At 72.2% G+C, this 17,071-nt stretch carries 19 protein-coding genes and 1 pseudogene; 9 read left to right on the top strand and 11 right to left on the bottom strand.

The window, feature by feature from the left end:
* Positions 1-32: 32 nt before the first annotated feature.
* Positions 33-734: an esterase/lipase family protein gene (locus OTB19_RS11195; protein ID WP_267797904.1), complete on the top strand. Its 702-nt coding sequence runs from the start codon at positions 33-35 to the stop codon at positions 732-734.
* A gap of 25 nt (positions 735-759) precedes the next feature.
* Here the strand turns inward: OTB19_RS11195 and OTB19_RS11190 are convergent, their stop codons facing one another.
* On the bottom strand, positions 760-1,344 hold the full coding sequence (locus OTB19_RS11190; RefSeq protein ID WP_267797903.1) for a hypothetical protein: 585 nt from the start codon (positions 1,342-1,344) through the stop codon (positions 760-762).
* A 78-nt stretch (positions 1,345-1,422) separates the two neighbouring features.
* Here OTB19_RS11190 and OTB19_RS11185 point away from each other — a divergent pair, with 78 nt between their 5' ends.
* On the top strand, positions 1,423-2,373 hold the full coding sequence (locus OTB19_RS11185; RefSeq protein WP_267797902.1) for an SCO2400 family protein: 951 nt from the start codon (positions 1,423-1,425) through the stop codon (positions 2,371-2,373).
* A gap of 18 nt (positions 2,374-2,391) precedes the next feature.
* On the opposite strand, the gene OTB19_RS11180 is transcribed toward OTB19_RS11185, so the two are convergent.
* On the bottom strand, positions 2,392-2,814 hold the full coding sequence (locus OTB19_RS11180) for a MarR family winged helix-turn-helix transcriptional regulator (protein ID WP_267797901.1): 423 nt from the start codon (positions 2,812-2,814) through the stop codon (positions 2,392-2,394).
* A 109-nt stretch (positions 2,815-2,923) separates the two neighbouring features.
* Here OTB19_RS11180 and OTB19_RS11175 point away from each other — a divergent pair, with 109 nt between their 5' ends.
* The 3 genes from OTB19_RS11175 to OTB19_RS11165 all read left to right on the top strand — a co-directional run bounded on the left by OTB19_RS11175 (position 2,924) and on the right by OTB19_RS11165 (position 5,347).
* Positions 2,924-3,946 carry an NADP-dependent oxidoreductase gene (locus OTB19_RS11175; RefSeq protein ID WP_267797900.1) on the top strand — a complete coding sequence of 341 codons (1,023 nt, stop codon included), beginning with the start codon at positions 2,924-2,926 and terminating at the stop codon, positions 3,944-3,946.
* Between the two features lie 64 nt (positions 3,947-4,010).
* On the top strand, positions 4,011-4,433 hold the full coding sequence (locus tag OTB19_RS11170; protein ID WP_053677825.1) for an organic hydroperoxide resistance protein: 423 nt from the start codon (positions 4,011-4,013) through the stop codon (positions 4,431-4,433).
* Positions 4,434-4,501: 68 nt separating this feature from the next.
* Positions 4,502-5,347 carry an EI24 domain-containing protein gene (locus tag OTB19_RS11165; RefSeq protein WP_267797899.1) on the top strand — a complete coding sequence of 282 codons (846 nt, stop codon included), beginning with the start codon at positions 4,502-4,504 and terminating at the stop codon, positions 5,345-5,347.
* On the opposite strand, the gene OTB19_RS11160 is transcribed toward OTB19_RS11165, so the two are convergent.
* A complete protein-coding gene (locus tag OTB19_RS11160) occupies positions 5,344-6,258 on the bottom strand; it encodes an NAD(P)-dependent oxidoreductase (protein WP_267797898.1) in 915 nt (304 codons plus the stop codon). The genes OTB19_RS11165 and OTB19_RS11160 overlap by 4 nt on opposite strands.
* A 96-nt stretch (positions 6,259-6,354) precedes the next feature.
* Here OTB19_RS11160 and OTB19_RS11155 point away from each other — a divergent pair, with 96 nt between their 5' ends.
* On the top strand, positions 6,355-6,747 hold the full coding sequence (locus tag OTB19_RS11155; protein WP_267797897.1) for a winged helix-turn-helix transcriptional regulator: 393 nt from the start codon (positions 6,355-6,357) through the stop codon (positions 6,745-6,747).
* A gap of 170 nt (positions 6,748-6,917) precedes the next feature.
* Positions 6,918-7,235, top strand: a complete 318-nt coding sequence (locus OTB19_RS11150; protein ID WP_267797950.1) for a hypothetical protein — start codon at positions 6,918-6,920, stop codon at positions 7,233-7,235.
* 61 nt (positions 7,236-7,296) lie between these two features.
* Here the strand turns inward: OTB19_RS11150 and OTB19_RS11145 are convergent.
* The 3 genes and pseudogenes from OTB19_RS11145 to OTB19_RS11135 all read right to left on the bottom strand — a co-directional run.
* Positions 7,297-7,470: pseudogene (locus OTB19_RS11145) on the bottom strand (hypothetical protein); the annotation flags it as partial.
* 193 nt (positions 7,471-7,663) lie between these two features.
* Positions 7,664-8,377, bottom strand: a complete 714-nt coding sequence (locus OTB19_RS11140; protein ID WP_267797896.1) for a carbon-nitrogen hydrolase family protein — start codon at positions 8,375-8,377, stop codon at positions 7,664-7,666.
* A 56-nt stretch (positions 8,378-8,433) separates the two neighbouring features.
* The gene (locus OTB19_RS11135; RefSeq protein ID WP_267797895.1) at positions 8,434-9,015 is read right to left on the bottom strand and encodes a TetR/AcrR family transcriptional regulator; all 582 of its coding nucleotides are present in this window, start codon (positions 9,013-9,015) and stop codon (positions 8,434-8,436) included.
* 205 nt (positions 9,016-9,220) lie between these two features.
* On the opposite strand from OTB19_RS11135, the gene OTB19_RS11130 reads away from it, so the two are divergent.
* A complete protein-coding gene (locus OTB19_RS11130) occupies positions 9,221-11,677 on the top strand; it encodes a beta-glucosidase family protein (RefSeq protein WP_267797894.1) in 2,457 nt (818 codons plus the stop codon).
* Positions 11,678-11,755: 78 nt separating this feature from the next.
* On the opposite strand, the gene OTB19_RS11125 is transcribed toward OTB19_RS11130, so the two are convergent.
* On the bottom strand, positions 11,756-12,652 hold the full coding sequence (locus OTB19_RS11125) for an SGNH/GDSL hydrolase family protein (protein ID WP_267797893.1): 897 nt from the start codon (positions 12,650-12,652) through the stop codon (positions 11,756-11,758).
* Between the two features lie 249 nt (positions 12,653-12,901).
* Here OTB19_RS11125 and OTB19_RS11120 point away from each other — a divergent pair, with 249 nt between their 5' ends.
* The gene (locus tag OTB19_RS11120) at positions 12,902-13,396 is read left to right on the top strand and encodes a DUF3145 domain-containing protein (RefSeq protein ID WP_053677844.1); all 495 of its coding nucleotides are present in this window, start codon (positions 12,902-12,904) and stop codon (positions 13,394-13,396) included.
* 81 nt (positions 13,397-13,477) lie between these two features.
* Here OTB19_RS11120 and fabF read toward each other — a convergent pair whose 3' ends face one another.
* From fabF to OTB19_RS11100, 4 genes are all read right to left on the bottom strand, one after another.
* Positions 13,478-14,743, bottom strand: coding sequence for a beta-ketoacyl-ACP synthase II (gene fabF, locus OTB19_RS11115; RefSeq protein ID WP_267797892.1), 1,266 nt, complete (start codon positions 14,741-14,743; stop codon positions 13,478-13,480).
* Positions 14,744-14,822: 79 nt separating this feature from the next.
* On the bottom strand, positions 14,823-15,071 hold the full coding sequence (locus OTB19_RS11110; protein WP_150519766.1) for an acyl carrier protein: 249 nt from the start codon (positions 15,069-15,071) through the stop codon (positions 14,823-14,825).
* 54 nt (positions 15,072-15,125) lie between these two features.
* The gene (locus OTB19_RS11105; protein WP_267797891.1) at positions 15,126-16,130 is read right to left on the bottom strand and encodes a ketoacyl-ACP synthase III; all 1,005 of its coding nucleotides are present in this window, start codon (positions 16,128-16,130) and stop codon (positions 15,126-15,128) included.
* 19 nt (positions 16,131-16,149) lie between these two features.
* The gene (locus OTB19_RS11100; RefSeq protein ID WP_267797890.1) at positions 16,150-17,067 is read right to left on the bottom strand and encodes an ACP S-malonyltransferase; all 918 of its coding nucleotides are present in this window, start codon (positions 17,065-17,067) and stop codon (positions 16,150-16,152) included.
* Between the last annotated feature and the right edge of the window lie 4 nt (positions 17,068-17,071).

Genomic DNA, 17,071 nt, shown 5'->3' with positions numbered 1-17,071 from the left:
CTACTCGCGCGTAACAAGGTAAAGGGGACCCGATGCTGACGCCCCGCCAGAGATTCCTGGCGCTCCTGACGCTCTGCCTGGCCCTGCTTGCGCCCTTCCCTGCCCAGGCCGCCGACCAGGCCGCTCCCCGGCAGGCTCCCGCCCGAAATCCGGTGGTCCTGGTGCACGGTTACAACGCCGACCCCGGCGTCTGGGGGTCGCTGCGGGAGGACCTGCGCGCCGACGGGTACGCCGACGCGCAGCTGTACTCCTGGGGGTACGACACCCACCAGTCCGTCAACGAGGTCCTCGCCGGCAGGCTCGGCGCGTACGTCGAGCAGGTCCGCCGGGAGACCGGCGCCGCCCGCGTGGACATCGTGGCGCACTCCTTCGCATCCCTCGTCAGCCGTTGGTACGTCACCTACGGGGGTGGCGGCGCGACGGTGGACCACCTGGTCTCGCTGGCCGGCCCCAACCACGGCACCTCCATCGCCTGGGGCTGCGCCCTGTGGGACCAGGCCTGCCGGGACATGACGCCCGGTTCGTACGTCGTCAAGAACCTGGCCGCGGGCGACGAGACGCCGGGCGCGGTCGCGTACGCCACCTTCTGGTCGAACTGCGACGAGGTCGTCAACCCCGACCACAGCGTCCCGCTGACCGGGGCCACCAACACCCCCGTCGGCTGCCTGGGGCACAACGACCTGCTCGGCGACGACGCCACCTCCGCGGGCGTCCGTGCCTTCCTGCGCTCCTGACCCCGCGCGCCCGCACCCGGCCCGGTCAGCCGCCGCCGGGCCGGACCTCCTGGAGCAGCCCGTAGGTGAACTCCGCGATGTACGGCGCCCCCGACACGGCGAACGCCAGCCGCCACCGTGTCGGCGCGGTTCCCTCCATCGGCCGAACCGGGGCGAAGGCCCGCGCCACCTCGTCCACCGTCGCGGACCAGGGCAGCAGGTCCGCCGCCGTCTCCAGGACGGGCGCGGGCGCGCCCGGGGCCCGTACCAGCCACTCGTTCCACACCGCCCCGTCGGGCGCGGCCAGCACCTCGAAGCGCAGGTCGGGCCAGAGCGGCACCGGCCACAGCAGGGCCTCGCACTCCAGGTCGCCGATCCTGCGACGCCCGGTGGACTCCGCCGGGCCCAGCACCGACCGGTAGCGGGCCAGCGCACCGCGCGAGCGCGGCGACCGGACCATGGCCTGCCAGCGCTTGTTCGCCTCCCGCTGCTCCGCGAGCGAGGCGCCGAGGCGCAGCCGGGCCGCCTCGGCGAGGTCCGGCCGGAAGTCGGCCATTCTGCGCAACAGCACGAGTTGGAAACCGGCCGGGCCGAAGGGGCCCGGGGTGGTCGGACCGTGGTTCAGCGTCATGGAGTCCACGATTCCACACAGAATCCTTACGTTCCCGGGGCCCGGATGTGCTCCCTCGCCGCATAGCCTGCGGGCGCCATGAACTTCTGCCACGCCTGCCGGAGACACCTCAATGGCGCACTGGCGTGCGCCGGATGCGGAACCCCGGCCGAATACCTGACCCCCGCGGCGCCGACCGCCCCCGCCGCCCCGGCCGGGTACGCCGAGCCCGGGTACCCGGAGCCGGGACACGCCTCGCCGTACGCGCGACCGGAGCAGGCGCCGCGGTACGCGGAGCCGCAATACGCGCCGCCGGGGTACGCCGAGCCCGTGCATCCGGAGTCCGAGTACGCGGCCTCCGCGTACGTGGCGTCCGCGTACGCGGCACCCGGCCACGTCGACCACGCGGCACCGGGGTACGTCGAGCCCGGTTATCCCGAGCCCGCCCGGGAGCGGCCCGAGGCCTCCGACGCGTACGTCGAGTCGCTCGTCACACTGTCCGGCCCGGCCGACGGCCGGTCCGGCGCACGGCGCCGCTCCGCGAACCGCAGGCGCCGGACCGTCCTCGCCGTCGGGCTCGGGCTGGCCCTGGCCACCGGCGGGTCCGTGGCGCTGGCCCGGATGGCGACCGACGAGGAGCGCACGGACCGGGCGACCGAGGTCGTGCTGACCGACGACACGGAGCCGCAGCAGCCGGTCCCCGCTCCCGCCCTGCCGAGCACGGCCGCGCCCTCGGCGCCGTCGAAGGGCGGCGGGAGCACGAAGGCCTCCGTGATCGCCACGCGGACGACCGGTCCCACCGGGTCGCCGAGCGGGACCGCGGCGCCGGGGCCCGAGGGGAGCGCCTCCGCCCCCGAGGAGTCGTCGTCGCCGTCGTCCTCGCGGACCGCCGGCCCGGGACCGGGCCCGTCCGCGAAGCCCTCGATCTCGGGACAGCCGTCTCCGAGCACGTCGTCCGGGACCGCGAAGCCGAAGCCCCCGGCGACCCCGAAGCCGACCCCCACGCCGACGCCGACCAAGAGCGAGTGCTGGATCTGGTTCCTCTGCTGAGGGGCGGGGAGCCGGGGCTCAGCCCAGCATCCGCCTGAGCAGGTCCCTCAGCGCCGTCCGCTCGGCCGTGGACAGGCCGGCCAGCGGTTCGCGCGCGAAGTCCAGCGACTCGCGCAGCCGGTCCGCGGTCTGGAGCCCCTTCTCGGTGGCGGCGGCCAGCTTCACGCGGCGGTCGGCCGGGTCCGGGCGCCGCTCCACCAGGCCGCGGCTCTCCAGCCGGTCCACGATGCCGGTGACGTTCGACGGCTCGCACTTCAGCTTCTGCGCGATCTTGCGCATGGCCGTCGGTTCCAGGGAGAGCAGGTTCAACACCCTGGCCTGGGCTCCGGTGAGCTGGTGGCTGGCCGCCGCGTGCTCGTATTCCTGGTGGTAGCGGGCCACGACGTCGCCGATGAGCTCGACGACCTCAAGGGTCAGTGGGTCTGCGCGACGACTGGGCATGGATCCAGCGTACCCATTTACTTGACAACATGAAATATCCAGGAGCATGGTTGTTTCACGTTGTGAAGCATTTTCTTCCGCCCTTCACCCCGAGCGTCAGGAGCGCACCATGTCTGAGATCCCCGCCGTGAGCCGCGAGTGGCACCTCGTCCGCCGCCCGCAGGGCTGGCCCGTCGCCGAGGACTTCGCCCTGCGCGAGGTCCCCGTGAACGCGGAGCCCTCGCCCGGCCGGATCCTGGTGCGCAACCTCCACATGTCCGTCGACCCGTACATGCGGGGCCGGATGAACGACGTGAAGTCCTACGTACCGCCCTTCCAGCTCGACAAGCCGATGGACGGCGGCGCGGTCGGCGAGGTCGTCGCCTCCGCCGACGAGCGCTTCGCGGTCGGCGACCACGTCCTGCACGGCCTGGGCTGGCGCGAGTACGCCGAGCTGGACGCCAAGCACGCCACCAAGGTCGACGGCTCGCTCGCTCCGCTCTCCACCTACCTCGGCGTGCTCGGCATGCCGGGTCTGACCGCCTACGCGGGCCTCTTCGAGGTCGCCTCCTTCAAGGAGGGCGACGCCGTGTTCGTCTCCGGCGCGGCCGGCGCGGTCGGCAGCCTGGTCGGCCAGTTCGCCAAGATCAAGGGCGCGTCCCGGGTGATCGGCTCGGCCGGCTCGGACGAGAAGGTGACCCTCCTCACGGAGAAGTACGGCTTCGACGCCGCCTTCAACTACAAGAACGGCCCCGTCGGCGAGCAGCTGAAGGAAGCCGCCCCCGAGGGCATCGACGTCTACTTCGACAACGTCGGCGGCGACCACCTGGAAGCCGCGATCTCCTCCCTCAAGGTGCACGGCCGCGCCACCCTCTGCGGTGCCATCGCCCAGTACAACGACACCGAGCCCGCCCCCGGCCCGCGCAACCTCGTGCAGGTCATCGGCAAGCGCCTGCGCCTTCAGGGCGTGCTGGTCGGCGACCACGCCGACATCCAGCAGCAGTTCGTCCAGGACGTCGCGGGCTGGCTGCGCTCCGGCGAGCTGCGCTACGACGAGACCGTCCACGAGGGCGTGGAGAACGCGACCGAGGCTTTCCTGGGAATGCTGCGCGGCGAGAACACCGGAAAGATGATCGTTTCTTTCACCGGTTAGGCTCACTGCACACCGTCGTGATCGTGGGCGCGAGTCACGGCGATTACCAGGAGGATCTTCTTACATGTCCATCCAGCAGTCCGATGTCGCGTACACCGCTGTCGCCACCGCCGAGAACGGCCGTGACGGCCGCGTCGCCACCAACGACGGCAAGCTCGACGTCGTGGTGAACCCGCCGAAGGAGCTCGGTGGCAGCGGCGCCGGCACCAACCCGGAGCAGCTGTTCGCCGCCGGCTACAGCGCCTGCTTCCAGGGCGCCCTGGGTGTCGTCGCCAAGAACGAGAACGCCGACATCTCCGGCTCGACGGTCACCGCCGAGGTCGGCATCGGCAAGAACGACGACGGCTTCGGCCTGATCGTCAAGATCTCGGCGTCGATCCCGAACGTGGACGCCGCCACCGCCAAGGACCTCATCGAGAAGGCCCACCAGGTCTGCCCGTACTCCAAGGCGACCCGCGGCAACATCACGGTCGAGCTGGCCGTCTGATCCCGCACCCCGCTCATCGCGAAGGCCGCGCCCCCCAGGGGGCGCGGCCTTCGCCGTAAACTGCGCGCATGAGTGCTTTCGCGGGGGGATTGCGGTACTTGCTCGCCGGCCAGCGGTGGGTCTTGGGCCACGGGCGGTGGTTCGGCGTCGGCCTGCTGCCGGGACTGGTCGCGATGGTGCTGTACGCGGGCGCACTCATCGGGCTGGGATACGGCGCCGACGACCTCGTCGGTTGGCTGACCCCCTTCGCCGACGACTGGGGCTCGCCCTGGCTGAGCCTGTTCCGCGGCTTCCTGACCGCGCTGGTCTTCAGCCTCGGGCTCTTCCTCGCCGTGATCACCTTCACCGCCGTGACCCTGCTGGTCGGCCAGCCCTTCTACGAGTCGCTCTCCGAACAGGTCGACCGGTCCGAGGGCGGCGAGGTCCCCGAGTCCGGCCGAAGCCTGTGGCAGGACCTGTGGATCTCCGCCCGCGACAGCGTCCGCCTGCTCGGCCGGGTGGTGCTGTACGGGATCCTGCTGTTCGCCCTCGGGTTCATCCCCGTGCTCGGGCAGACCGTGGTCCCGGCGATCGGGTTCTGCGTCTCCGGCTACTTCCTCACCCAGGAACTCACCTCGGTCGCCCTCCAGCGCCGCCGCGTCGACCTCGACGAGCAACTGGTCCTGCTGCGGTCCCGGCGCGCGATGGCGCTCGGCTTCGGCGTCCCGCTGGTGCTGGCGTTCCTCGTCCCGCTGGTCGCGGTGTTCCTGATGCCGGGCGCCGTGGCCGGAGCCACCCTGATGGCCCGCGACCTCGTGGGCGCGGACACCGAACCCGAGGGCCCCGACGGGGGAGCCGGCCCCGAAGAACCCGCCCCGAGCCCCCCGGCGCCGCAGGCCACCGGCTTCGGCCCGCCGCCGCCCGCCTACTCCTAGAGCCCGCGTCGGTCCCGTCCGGGCCGGCGGCGCAGCAGGGTGATCGCCCCGGTCGTGTCCTCGCCCGCGTGGGCCGCCGGGTCGGCCTCCAACCGCTCGCGCATCAGATCCAGGTACGGGGTGATGAGCTTGGCGTCGACCCCCTGCTCCGCGGCCGTGCGCAGCAGGGTCCCGCTCGCTGCGACCTGCATGGACAGGTTCGACACCACCGCGGTGGTGAAGTCCCCCGAGGTCAACCGGTCGGCGGCGTTGCCGACGAAGAAGCCCATCGCGCCCAGCCACTCCGACAGCAGCGGCGCCAGGTCCTTCGGGGCGACGTCCTCGCCGTCGATCAGGGCGTAGGCGTGCGAGATCCCCGCGAACAGCCCGTACATCGCGCTGAGCAACGCCACGTCGTGCAGGGCCGCGTGCCCCGGGTCCTCACCGACGAAGCGGGCCCCGCCCGGTACCTCCAGCGTCGCCCTGTGGTGGTCGAAGAGGGCCCGGGAGCCGCTGTAGAAGACGTAACCACCGGCCTCCGGGACCCCGATCATCGACGGGGTGGCCATGATGCCGCCGTCGACGAACCGGGCCCCGCGCTCCTGGGCCCAGGCGGCGCGGGAGCGACCCTCCGCAGGGGTGCCGGTGGTGAGGTCGACCAGGTCCCTGCCCGTGAGGTCGATCCCGTCGAGGGTCGAGCCGACGGAGTCGTCGTCGAGCAGGCACAGGACGACCAGGCCGTTCGCGGCGACCGCCTCGGCGGCGGTCGCGGCGACGCGCGCGCCTTCGGCGGCCAGGGCCTCGGCCTTGGCAGCGGTGCGGTTCCAGACGGTCAGGGGGTGGCCGGCGGCCAGCCAGGTGCGGGCGAGGGCGGTGCCCATGTCGCCGAGTCCGAGGAGGGTGAGCGGTGTCTTCACGAGGTTGTCGGTCATGACGTTCAGCCTGGTCGCAGGCCGTGAGACGCTCAAGTACGCACTTCGGAGTGGGTGGTTACCCCGAGGTGAGCGAACAGGTGGGAGGGGTGCGCGATGGCGATGACACGAAGGCCCGGGGCGGATCACTGCGGGATCGCCGCGGCGATGTCCGTGATCGACGGCAAGTGGAAGGTCTCCCTGTTGTGGGAGTTGGAGCAGCGCCCGCGCCGTTTCGGTGAACTGCGCCGGCTGGTTCCGGGGGTCTCGGAGAAGGTGCTCTCCGCGCAGCTCAGGGAGTTGGAGGCGGACGGGATCGTCCACCGCGAGGTGTACGAGGAGGTGCCGCCCCGGGTGGAGTACTCGCTGACCCCGCTCGGCAGGGAACTGAACGCGGCCCTGGCCCCGCTCGGGGAGTGGGGCGGCAGGCACCTGCTCCCCGCCCCCGCGCCGGTGGGAGCGGCCGGTCAGCCCACCGCGGCGTACGGGTCGGTCGAGCGCTTGGTGTAGGCGCCGGGCGTCTCGCCGAAATGGCGGCGGAAGGCCAGGATGTAGCCGTTGGCGCTGACGAACCCGACCGGGCGGCGACCACGCTCACCAGGTGGCCCTGCCCCGGCAGTTCCAGCGAGTGGTTCAGCCGCAGCCGGGTCCGCCACTCCGAGAAGGCCAGACCCGTCTCCGTGCGGAAGGCCCGCCGCAGGCTGGTCGAGCTGGTGTGCAGGTCCTCGGCCCACTCGGTCGCGGTGCGCGGGTCGGCGGGGGTGCGGGCCAACTCCCGTGCGACGGTCGAGGCGGCCCGGCCGGTCGGTTGGGGCAGCGGGAGGCAGTCGCGGTGGGCCGAGCAGAGGGCCGCGAAGACCGCCGGATCGTCCTCGGACACCTCGGAACTGCGCATCCGGGCCGGCAGCAACCGGCGCTGTTCGGCGGTCGCGTTGACGACGGTCGCCTCGGTGTACGGCAACGCGTGCAGGCCGGCGTCGAAGTCCTCGACCGGATGAGGGAGTCGCTGTCGAAGCGGGCGCTGTGCCACACCCCGGCGGGTATCCACAGGGCCACGGACGGGGTCAGTTCGTGTTCCCGGTCGCACGCGGTGACGACGATCCGCCCGATCGGCACGTACGGGAACTGGTGGAACGCGTGGACGTGGGGCGGGTGTCCGCCCGCCGCGATGAAGTCCTCGTCCACCGTCAGCTCCTCCCACCGGTCTGCCGCCACCGCGCCGTGACCCCCCATTGTGGGCGGTGCGACGCGGCACCGACCCCCCGCAAAGAAGGTAAGGGCAACCTAAGTAATCACCACGACCGCGCCGGAGGCGATCACGGCCCCGAGGTCGATCGGCGCGGGGACATCACCAGTGGCCGGAGCGGCACCACGCGCGGCTGCCCCGCCACGGGGTGCGGCACCGACGGGTCGGGCGGTACGGCGCTCATGCCGGCACCTCCGCCGTCACCACGCCCTGCGTGTGGTCGTCGGCCTCGACCACCGCCGAACCGTCCGGGGCCCAGACGGCCGCCCCGCCGCAGCCGGTCCACGGGCCGGCCGGTCCGACGTGGTTGGCCAGGACCACGTACAGGCCGTGCTCCTTGGCGATCCCGGGATACACGGTGGTCCGCTCCGCGACCCCGGCGCCCGTCCCGTAGAGGGAACTCGCCAGGTGGACCGTGCAGCCGTCGGCCGCGCCCCGGCCGGGCAGGTCGGGGAAGTGGTTGTCGAAGCAGACGCCCAGGCAGAAGCGGATCCCGCCGAGTGTGAAGCGGCCGTCGACGGTGCCGGGCGCGAAGGCGTCCCGCTCGTGCTCGAAGAGGTGCTGCTTGGCGTACGTCGTCACGTGCGCGCCGTCCGCGTCGTGGACCAGGGTCGCGATGGCCGGCAGCGGCCCGTCGGTGCGCAGCGCGGCGTTGACCGCGGTGGCGATCCCGGCGGAGCGCAAGGGGTCCAGTCTCGGATCGTCGGGGCCCGTCAGCCACAGCCCCGGGTCGGCGGTCAGGGCCTCGATCTCGTAGCCGGTCAGGGCCAGTTCGGGCAGGACGACGAGTTCGGCGCCCTGGTCGCGGGCCGCGGCCGCGAGGGCGGCGGCCTTCGCGGAGTTGGCGTCGACATCGGCCGGGACGCAGGTCATCTGGGCGGCGGCTATCCTCATGCGCTCAGCATGCCGGCCCGGCCCTCGACCCCCGTCCGGCAGGGCCGCGCGGGTCGCTACGGCGCCTCGGGGGCGCCGCGGAGCAGCGTCAGGAACGAGCGGAACGCGCCCGGCATGTCCACCGACTCGGGGGACAGCAGCCACTGGTACTGGAGCCCGTCCATCACCGCGGTGAGCAGGGGTGCCGCCTGTTCGGGGGTGAGGCCCGAGGGGAGCCGGTCCCCGAACTCGGTCCGCAGCACCGCGGCCATCTCGCCCCGGACCTGCGCGTACCGCTCGGTGAAGAACTCCCGGGCGGGGTGCCCGTCGGTGACGCTCTCGCCCAGCAGCGCCGAGAAGGTCTGCACGATGCCCGGGCGCATCGCGTTGTAGTCCACCAGCGAGGCCAGCAGGTCCAGCCGCCAGGTGCCGGTCGAGGCGCGCGAGCCCCCGCCGGTGTCCCAGCGGTCGCGCTCCTCCAGCACCGCGACCAGCAGTGCCTCCTTGGTCGGGAAGTGGTGCAGCAGCCCCTGTTGGGTCAGGCCCACCCGTTCCGCCACGGCGTGCAGGGACGCTCCCCGGTAGCCGCGTTCGGCGATCACCTCGACCGCCGCGCGGACGATGTCGCCGCGCCGTTCCTCGCTCCTCGCCCTGACCATGGCCCGGCACTCCCTCCGACTCGCACCCCTGCCCGCAGGACCGTACGCGATCCGCGCCCGACAAGCCGAGATCACAAGAACGTAACGAACCCTACCGTTCACCAGGCGGCGGGTCCACGATGGGGTCACCGCACCGCACCGCACCGCACCGCAAGCCGCACCGCACCTCGCACCCGCACACCGCACTCGATGAGGAGGCTCGGCCGTGACCGATGCCGAACAGGTCCGCCACGACACCGCGGAAGCCGCACTCGACAAGCTGGACCTCGACACCAAGACCCGGCTCCTGGCAGGTCAGGACATGTGGTCGCTGCCCGCCCTCCCGGAGATCGGCCTGGGCTCCCTGGTCATGTCCGACGGCCCCATCGGGGTGCGCGGCGTGCGCTGGACCGCCGACGACCCCTCCATCGCCCTGCCGTCCCCCACGGCGCTCGCCGCCGCCTGGGACCCCGCCCTCGCCCGCCGCGCCGGCCGCCTCCTGGCCCAGGAGGCCCGCCGCAAGGGCGTCCACGTCCTCCTCGCCCCCACCGTCAACCTGCACCGCTCCCCGCTCGGCGGCCGGCACTTCGAGTGCTACTCCGAGGACCCGTACCTCACCGGCGCCATCGGCACCGGCTACGTCAACGGGGTCCAGGACGGCGGCGTGGGCACCACCGTCAAGCACTTCGTCGGCAACGACGCCGAGACCGAGCGCTTCACCGTCGACTGCGTCATCGCGCCCCGCCCGCTGCGCGAGCTGTACCTGGCCCCCTTCGAGGCCATCGTCACCAACGCCCACCCCTGGGGCATCATGACCGCCTACAACCGGGTCAACGGCACGTCGATGACCGAGAACGCGTACCTGGTCAACGAGGTCCTGCGCGCCGAGTGGGGCTTCGACGGCGCCAACGTCTCCGATTGGATGGCCGCCCGCTCCACCATCGGCGACATCCTCGGCGGCCTCGACGTGGCCATGCCCGGCCCGCAGACCGTCTACGGCCCCGCCCTCGCCGAGGCCGTCCGCGCCGGCGAGGTCCCGGAGTCCGCCGTCGACGACGCCGTCCGCAACGTCCTGCGGCTCGCCGCCCGCGTCGGCCTCCTGGAGGGCGCCCCCGCCGTCGTCGGCGACCCTCCGGCCGCGATCGACGGACAGGCCCTGGCCCGCGAGATCGCCGCCCGCGGCACCGTCCTCGTGCGCAACGAGATCGTCTCCGGCGAGCGGCGCGCCCTGCCCCTCGACACCGGCTCCGGCCGCACCGTGGCCCTCCTCGGCGCCGCCGCCCGCGACGCCCGCGTCCTCGGCGGCGGCTCCGCCACCGTCTTCCCCGAGCGGATCGTCTCCCCGCTCGACGGCCTCACCGCGGCCCTCCCCGACGGGGCGCTGACCTTCCGCGTCGGCGCCGACCCCAGCGAGGAACTCGGTGCCGCCGACAAGGGATTCGAGCTGCGCGCCGTCTGCCGCGACGCCTCCGGAGCCGTCCTGGGCGAAGGCAGCCTGCCCACCGGTCAGGTCCAGTGGATCGGCGACGACCTGCCCGAGGGCGCCGCGTACGAGACGATGGCGAGCATCGAGGTCACCGGCACGTTCCTGCCGCGCGAGAGCGGCGAGCACGCCTTCGGCACCCGCGGGCTCGGCGCCTTCGCCCTCGCCGTCGACGGCCGCACCCTCTGGGAGGGCGTCCAGGAGATGGGCGACGAGGCCGACCCCTTCGAGGCCTTCTTCGGGGCGCCCAGCGAGCGCGCCCGGCTCCCGCTGACCGAGGGCGAGCCCGTCGAGGTGTCGCTGACCTTCCAGGTCCCCGACATCACCGGCCTGCCCCTCAAGGCGATCATGTTCTCCCTGCTCCACCTCGGCCCCCGGCGCGACCCGGACGAGCTCATCGCCGAGGCCGTGGCCGCCGCACGGGCCGCCGACACGGCCGTGGTGGTCGTCGCCACCACCGAGCGGGTGGAGTCCGAGGGGTTCGACCGCACGGACCTGACCCTGCCCGGCCGACAGAACGACCTCGTCGCGGCCGTCGCCGCCGCCAACCCGAACACCGTGGTCGTGGTCAACGCCGGTTCCCCCGTGGAACTGCCCTGGCGCGCGGACGTGGCCGCCGTGCTCCTGACCTGGTTCCCCGGGCAGGAGGGCGGCGCCGCACTGGCCGACGTGCTCCTCGGGGACGCGGAGCCCGGCGGCCGACTGCCCACCACCTGGCCCGCCGCGTTCACCGACGCGCCCGTCACCGAGGTCACCCCGACCGACGGCAGGCTGGAGTACCGCGAGGGGCTCCTCGTCGGCTACCAGGCCTACGAGGACCGGGGCGTGGTCCCCGCCTACCCGTTCGGCCACGGCCTCGGCTACACGGACTGGACCTACGACTGCCTGGAGGTCGCCGGCACCACCGCCCGCGTCCGCCTCACCAACACCGGCGCCCGGACCGGCCGCGAGGTCGTCCAGGTCTACCTCGCCCCGATCGCCGACACCGTCGAGCGCCCCGCGAGCCGGTTGGCGGCCTTCGCCTCCGTCGAGGCGGCCCCCGGCGAGAGCGTCGAGACCGAGATCGAGCTGCCCGCCCGGGCCTTCGAGATCTGGGACGAGGGCACGCGCGGCTGGCGGCGGATCGACGGCGGATACGAGGTCCGCGCGAGCCACGCGCACGGCGACACCCGCCTCACCGCCACCCTCGACGTCCGTTGAGCCGCCGCATGGCCGGAAACCACCCATGAACCGGACCGGGGACGGGTCCTGACCCCTGTCCCCGGTCCGTACCAACCGTCAACGCGGCGCTTGCGCCGCCGTCACCTGTCGGTGCGCGAGTTCCGCCAGCCGCGCCTGCCCGTCCTTCCCCGGATGGAAGAAGTCCCAGCGACTCAACTGCTCCGCCGAGAACGGGTACTGGAACACCGCGCCCCCGTCGTACCGGCAGAGCGGGTCCTTCGCGCAGACCTCGCGCAGTACCTCGTTGTACTCGACCACCCGCGCCCGGACCTCCTCCCGCCGCGAGGTCGCACCCGTCGCCAGGGACAGCGGATCGGCCAGCATCGACTGGCAGATCCCCAGCTTCCAGATCTGCCGCACCATCGGCAGGTCCTTGCCCTGCTCCCACAATCGCTGGAGGTCCGGCACCGAGGAGACGTACACCTGAGAGGTCGGGGACGCGGCCCGCAGACCGGTCAGCGCCTTCTCGAAACCGGCCCGGAAGTCGGCCACCGAGGTCATCGACGAAGCCAGCGGCCGGCAGGCGTCGTTGGAGCCCACCATGACCGTGACCAGGTCGGGCTTGTGCGCGGCCGCCGAAGCCAGCTGCCCCGGCAGGTCCGCCATGCGCGAGCCGGTCACCGCGTGGTTCCAACTGCGCGCGGGCGCCTCGGCGGCCCCGATGAGACGGGTGGCGAGGGAGTCGACCGCGGGGTCGTCGCCGGTGGCCCAGGAGACCTCCGGGCAGTCCGCCAACACCGAACAGGCGTCGAAGCCGCGCGTGATGGAGTCGCCCACGGCGGCGATCGAGGTCGGCGCGGTGTTCCAGCGGGGACCGGACTGCGCCCCCCGCTCGCCCTCGGCCGCCGACCCGCCGCCGTCACACCCCGTGACCACCCCGGCCAGCACGGCGGCCGCCGCGACCGCGCCCGTCAGCTTCCCACGCGCGCGACGGCGTGGAGCGGTGGTGCCCATCGGGTGGTCCCTCCCTCGTCGCCCCGTGTCCTTCCGGGGCGTCCTGCTGAGTGAATGCTGTGCGTTCACGGGTTTCGGAGCGACCGTACGTCACACCGGGACCCCCCGCGCACGGTAGCTTTTTCCCGTGGCGTTTCGGCCGCACGTCCCACGACGCAATGTCAGATCATTTCCGGTAAATTACATCACGTCACATACTGTCCGTTTTCTGGAGTTTATTCCCGACCTCGTCCCACACTGGAGGTCCCGGTGACGACACGTGGAGTTCTGTACGTGCATTCCGCGCCGCGTGCGCTCTGCCCGCACGTGGAATGGGCTGTTGCGGGCGTACTCGGGGTGCGGGTGAACCTCGACTGGATCAGACAGCCCGCCTCCCCCGGCACCTGGAGAGCCGAGTTCTCCTGGCAGGCCGAAGCGGGCACCGCGTCGAAACTCGCCTCCGCCCTGCGCGGCTGGCACCTGTTGCGCTTCGAAGTGACGGCCGAACCCTGCTCGACCTCCGAGGGCGAGCGGTACAGCTCCACCCCGGAACTCGGTATCTTCCACGCCGTCACCGGAATGCACGGCGACATCCTCGTTCCCGAGGACCGATTGCGCGCCGCCCTCGTGCGATCCGCGCACGGCGAGACCGACCTGGAAGCCGAGATCGCCAAACTGCTCGGCAAGCCCTGGGACGACGAGTTGGAGCCGTTCCGCCACGCCGGCGAAGGCGCCCCCGTGCGCTGGCTCCACCAGGTCGTCTGACCCGGCGACGCACGGACGACACACGAGAGGGGCCCCACCCGGCAACCGCCGGGTGGGGCCCTCTCACACGGTGCGCGCGACTCAGACGGAGCGGAACGCCAGCGAGACGTTGTGGCCGCCGAAGCCGAAGGAGTTGTTGATCGCGGAGATCGGACCGTCGACGGGCAGCTTGCGCGGCTCGCCGCGAACGATGTCCGCGTCGATGTCGTCGTCCAGGTCCTCGACGTTGATCGTCGGCGGGGCGATCCGGTGGTACAGCGCCAGCACGGTCGCCACCGTCTCGATGCCACCGGCGCCACCCAGCAGGTGACCGGTCATCGACTTGGTCGCGGAAATCGCGATGTGGTCGAGGTCGTCGCCCAGGACCTTGCGCAGGGCCTTCAGCTCGGCCGTGTCCCCCTGCGGGGTGGACGTGGCGTGCGCGTTCAGGTGCACCAGCTCGGCCGGGTCCAGACCCGTGTTGTCGAGCAGGTTCCGCAGCGCGGCGGCGACGCCGCGGCCGGTCGGCTCCGGCTGCGCGATGTGGTGGCTGTCCGCGGACAGACCCTGACCCAGGACCTCGCAGTACACCCGCGCACCGCGCGCGGCGGCGTGCTCGGCGGACTCCAGGATCACGACGCCGGCGCCCTCGCCGAGGACGAAGCCGTCACGGGCCTTGTCGTACGGGCGCGAGGCCTGCTCGGGGTGCTCGTTGTTCTTGGACATCGCCATCATGTTGGCGAACGCGGCGATCGGCAGCGGGTGGATCGCCGCCTCGGTACCGCCGGCGACGACCACGTCGGCACGGCCGGTCCGGATCATCTCGACGGCGTAGCCGATGGCCTCGGCACCCGAGGCACACGCGCTGACCGGGGTGTGAACGCCCGCGCGAGCGTTCACCTCCAGGCCGACGTTGGCCGAGGGACCGTTCGGCATGAGCATGGGGACGGTGTGCGGGGAGACCCGGCGCACACCCTTTTCCTTCAGTACGTCGTACTGGTCGAGCAGGGTCGTCACGCCACCGATTCCGGAGGCGATCACGGTACCCAGGCGCTCGGGCGCGATGGACTCGTCCTCGCCGGCCGGTGCGGTGTAACCCGCGTCGGCCCAGGCCTCACGGGCCGCGATGACGGCGAACTGCGCCGAGCGGTCCAACTTGCGGGCCAGCGGACGGGGCAGTACCTCGCTCGGGTCCACGGCGGCCTGCGCGGCGATACGGACCGGCAGTTCGGCGAAACGCTCGCCCTCCAGGGGCGATACGCCGGAACGGCCGGCAAGCAGACCTTCCCAGGTCGAAGCGCTGTCGCCACCCAGCGGAGTGGTTGCGCCGATACCGGTGACGACCACGGTGCGATTGGTCGGGCTCACAGGAATTCTTTCTCCACGTCTCAGGGGGTGCTGAATTGTCACGGCGCCACCGCCAGGTGGCGACAAACGCTCGTCAGGCTCAGGCCTGGTGCTTCAGGATGTAGTCGGCGGCGTCGCCGACCGTCTTGAGGTTCTTGACGTCCTCGTCCGGGATCTTGACCTCGAAGCGCTCTTCGGCGGCGACGACGACCTCGACCATGGACAGCGAGTCGACGTCCAGGTCGTCGGTGAAGGACTTGTCGAGCTGGACGTCCTCCTGCGGGATGCCGGCGATCTCGTTGACGATCTCCGCGAGACCTTCGAGGATCTCTTCCTGCGTGGCGGCCATGTGGCGCTCCTTCTTTAGCTACTGGATGTTCAGGGTGGGAAAGCGATCCCGACCCTAGGGGAGGGTAACGACCGTCGCGGCGTAGACGAGTCCCGCCCCGAAGCCGATGACGAGCGCCGTGTCGCCGCTCTTCGCCGCACCGGTCGCCAGGAGCCGCTCCATTGCGAGCGGAATCGAGGCGGCCGAGGTGTTGCCGGTGGTCTCGACGTCACGGGCTACCGTGACGTGCTCCGGCAGCTTCAGAGTCTTCACCATCGAGTCGATGATCCGCATGTTTGCCTGGTGCGGAATGAAGACGTCCAGGTCGTCCGCGGTGATCCCGGCCGCGTCGAGCGCCTGCTGGGCCACCTTGGCCATCTCGAAGACGGCCCAGCGGAAGACCGCCTGACCCTCCTGCGTGATGGCCGGGAACTTCTCCCCGCCGCCCTTGCCGAGGTACTCGTCCCACGGCACGGTCTGCTTGATCGTCTCGGACTTGTCGCCCTCCGAACCCCACACCGTGGGGCCGATGGCCGGCTCGTCCGAAGGGCCGACGACCACGGCGCCGGCGCCGTCGCCGAACAGGAAGGCCGTCGCGCGGTCCTCCAGGTCGGTGAGGTCCGACAGCCGCTCGACACCGATGACGAGGACGTACTGCGCCGACCCCTCCACCACCAGGCCCTTGGCCAAGGTCAGGCCGTAACCGAACCCGGCACAACCCGCGGAGATGTCGAAAGCGGCGGGCTTGATAGCCCCGATCCGGTGCGCGATCTCGGTCGCGACGGCCGGGGTCTGCTTGAAGTGCGACACCGTGGAAACGATCACGGCGCCGATCTGCTCGGGGGAGACCCCGGCAGCGGCCAGCGCCTTGCCGGAGGCCTCCACCGACATCGCGGCGACGGTCTCCTGGGGCGAGGCCCAGTGCCGGGTGGCGATGCCGGAACGCGAACGGATCCACTCGTCGGACGAGTCGATCGTCTCCAGGATGACCTCGTTGGGCACCACGCGGACCGGGCGGTAGCCGCCCACCCCGAGGATGCGGGCGTACGGGGAGCCCTTGGCCGGCTTGATCTTCGACATGCTGTGTGGGCTCCTTCTCTCAGACCGCGTGCTCGGCGAGGAGCGCGGCGGCCTTGTCGAGATCGTCCGGCGTCTTCAGGGCGACGGCCGGCACGCCCTTGAGCGCACGCTTGGCCAGACCCTGGAGGGTGCCGCCCGGGCAGAGCTCGACGATCCCGGTGACGCCCAGTTCGGCGAACGTCTCCATGCACAGGTCCCAACGGACCGGGTTGGCCACCTGGCCGACCAGGCGGGCGACGACGTCGGCGCCCGTGGTCACGACCCGACCGTCCTTGTTCGACACGTACTTCAGCGCCGGGTCCGCCGGGGCGAGGGCCTCGGCGGCCTTCTCCAGCGTGGCGACCGCGGGCGCCATGTGGTGGGTGTGGAACGCGCCCGCGACCTTGAGGGCGACGACCTTCATGGAGCCTTCGGGCTTGTCGGCCACGAGGGCGGCGATCTGCTCCGCGGTGCCGGCGGCCACGATCTGGCCCGCACCGTTGATGTTCGCCGGGGTCAGCCCCAGCTTGTCCAGGTGCGCGACGACCACGTCACGGTCGCCGCCCAGCACCGCGGCCATGCCGGTCTCGGTGACGGCGGCGGCCTCGGCCATGCCGAGCCCCCGGGTGCGTACGAACGACAGCGCGTCGTCCTCGCTCAGTACACCGGCGTACGCGGCCGCCGTGATCTCACCGACGCTGTGACCCGCGACCGCGCCGAAGGCGGTCGTGGTGCCGAGCGCGGAGGCGGACAGCAGACCCGCGGCGACCAGCAGCGGCTGGGCCACCGCCGTGTCGCGGATCTCGTCCGCGTCGGCCTTCGTGCCGTAGTGGGCAAGGTCGAGCCCGATGGCGTCGGACCACCCCGCGACGCGCTCGGCGGCGCCGGGGAGTTCGAGCCAGGGAGTCAGGAAGCCGGGCGTCTGAGCGCCTTGGCCTGGAGCGACGAGTACGAGCACCCTC

It is taken from the genome of Streptomyces sp. H27-H5 (assembly GCF_026627505.1).
Classification (GTDB): domain Bacteria; phylum Actinomycetota; class Actinomycetes; order Streptomycetales; family Streptomycetaceae; genus Streptomyces.
Note: the sequence above shows the minus strand (reverse complement) of the source record. Positions and strands in the feature narration are given on the sequence as shown.

Bases quoted from the DNA above. Each gene is read 5' to 3' on its own strand.
- OTB19_RS11195 (WP_267797904.1), top strand. From the start codon at position 33: ATGCTGACGCCCCGCCAGAGATTCCTGGCGCTCCTGACGCTCTGCCTG.
- OTB19_RS11190 (WP_267797903.1), bottom strand. From the start codon at position 1,344: ATGACGCTGAACCACGGTCCGACCACCCCGGGCCCCTTCGGCCCGGCC.
- OTB19_RS11185 (WP_267797902.1), top strand. From the start codon at position 1,423: ATGAACTTCTGCCACGCCTGCCGGAGACACCTCAATGGCGCACTGGCG.
- OTB19_RS11180 (WP_267797901.1), bottom strand. From the start codon at position 2,814: ATGCCCAGTCGTCGCGCAGACCCACTGACCCTTGAGGTCGTCGAGCTC.
- OTB19_RS11175 (WP_267797900.1), top strand. From the start codon at position 2,924: ATGTCTGAGATCCCCGCCGTGAGCCGCGAGTGGCACCTCGTCCGCCGC.
- OTB19_RS11170 (WP_053677825.1), top strand. From the start codon at position 4,011: ATGTCCATCCAGCAGTCCGATGTCGCGTACACCGCTGTCGCCACCGCC.
- OTB19_RS11165 (WP_267797899.1), top strand. From the start codon at position 4,502: ATGAGTGCTTTCGCGGGGGGATTGCGGTACTTGCTCGCCGGCCAGCGG.
- OTB19_RS11160 (WP_267797898.1), bottom strand. From the start codon at position 6,258: ATGACCGACAACCTCGTGAAGACACCGCTCACCCTCCTCGGACTCGGC.
- OTB19_RS11155 (WP_267797897.1), top strand. From the start codon at position 6,355: ATGGCGATGACACGAAGGCCCGGGGCGGATCACTGCGGGATCGCCGCG.
- OTB19_RS11140 (WP_267797896.1), bottom strand. From the start codon at position 8,377: ATGAGGATAGCCGCCGCCCAGATGACCTGCGTCCCGGCCGATGTCGAC.
- OTB19_RS11135 (WP_267797895.1), bottom strand. From the start codon at position 9,015: ATGGTCAGGGCGAGGAGCGAGGAACGGCGCGGCGACATCGTCCGCGCG.
- OTB19_RS11125 (WP_267797893.1), bottom strand. From the start codon at position 12,652: ATGGGCACCACCGCTCCACGCCGTCGCGCGCGTGGGAAGCTGACGGGC.
- OTB19_RS11110 (WP_150519766.1), bottom strand. From the start codon at position 15,071: ATGGCCGCCACGCAGGAAGAGATCCTCGAAGGTCTCGCGGAGATCGTC.
- OTB19_RS11105 (WP_267797891.1), bottom strand. From the start codon at position 16,130: ATGTCGAAGATCAAGCCGGCCAAGGGCTCCCCGTACGCCCGCATCCTC.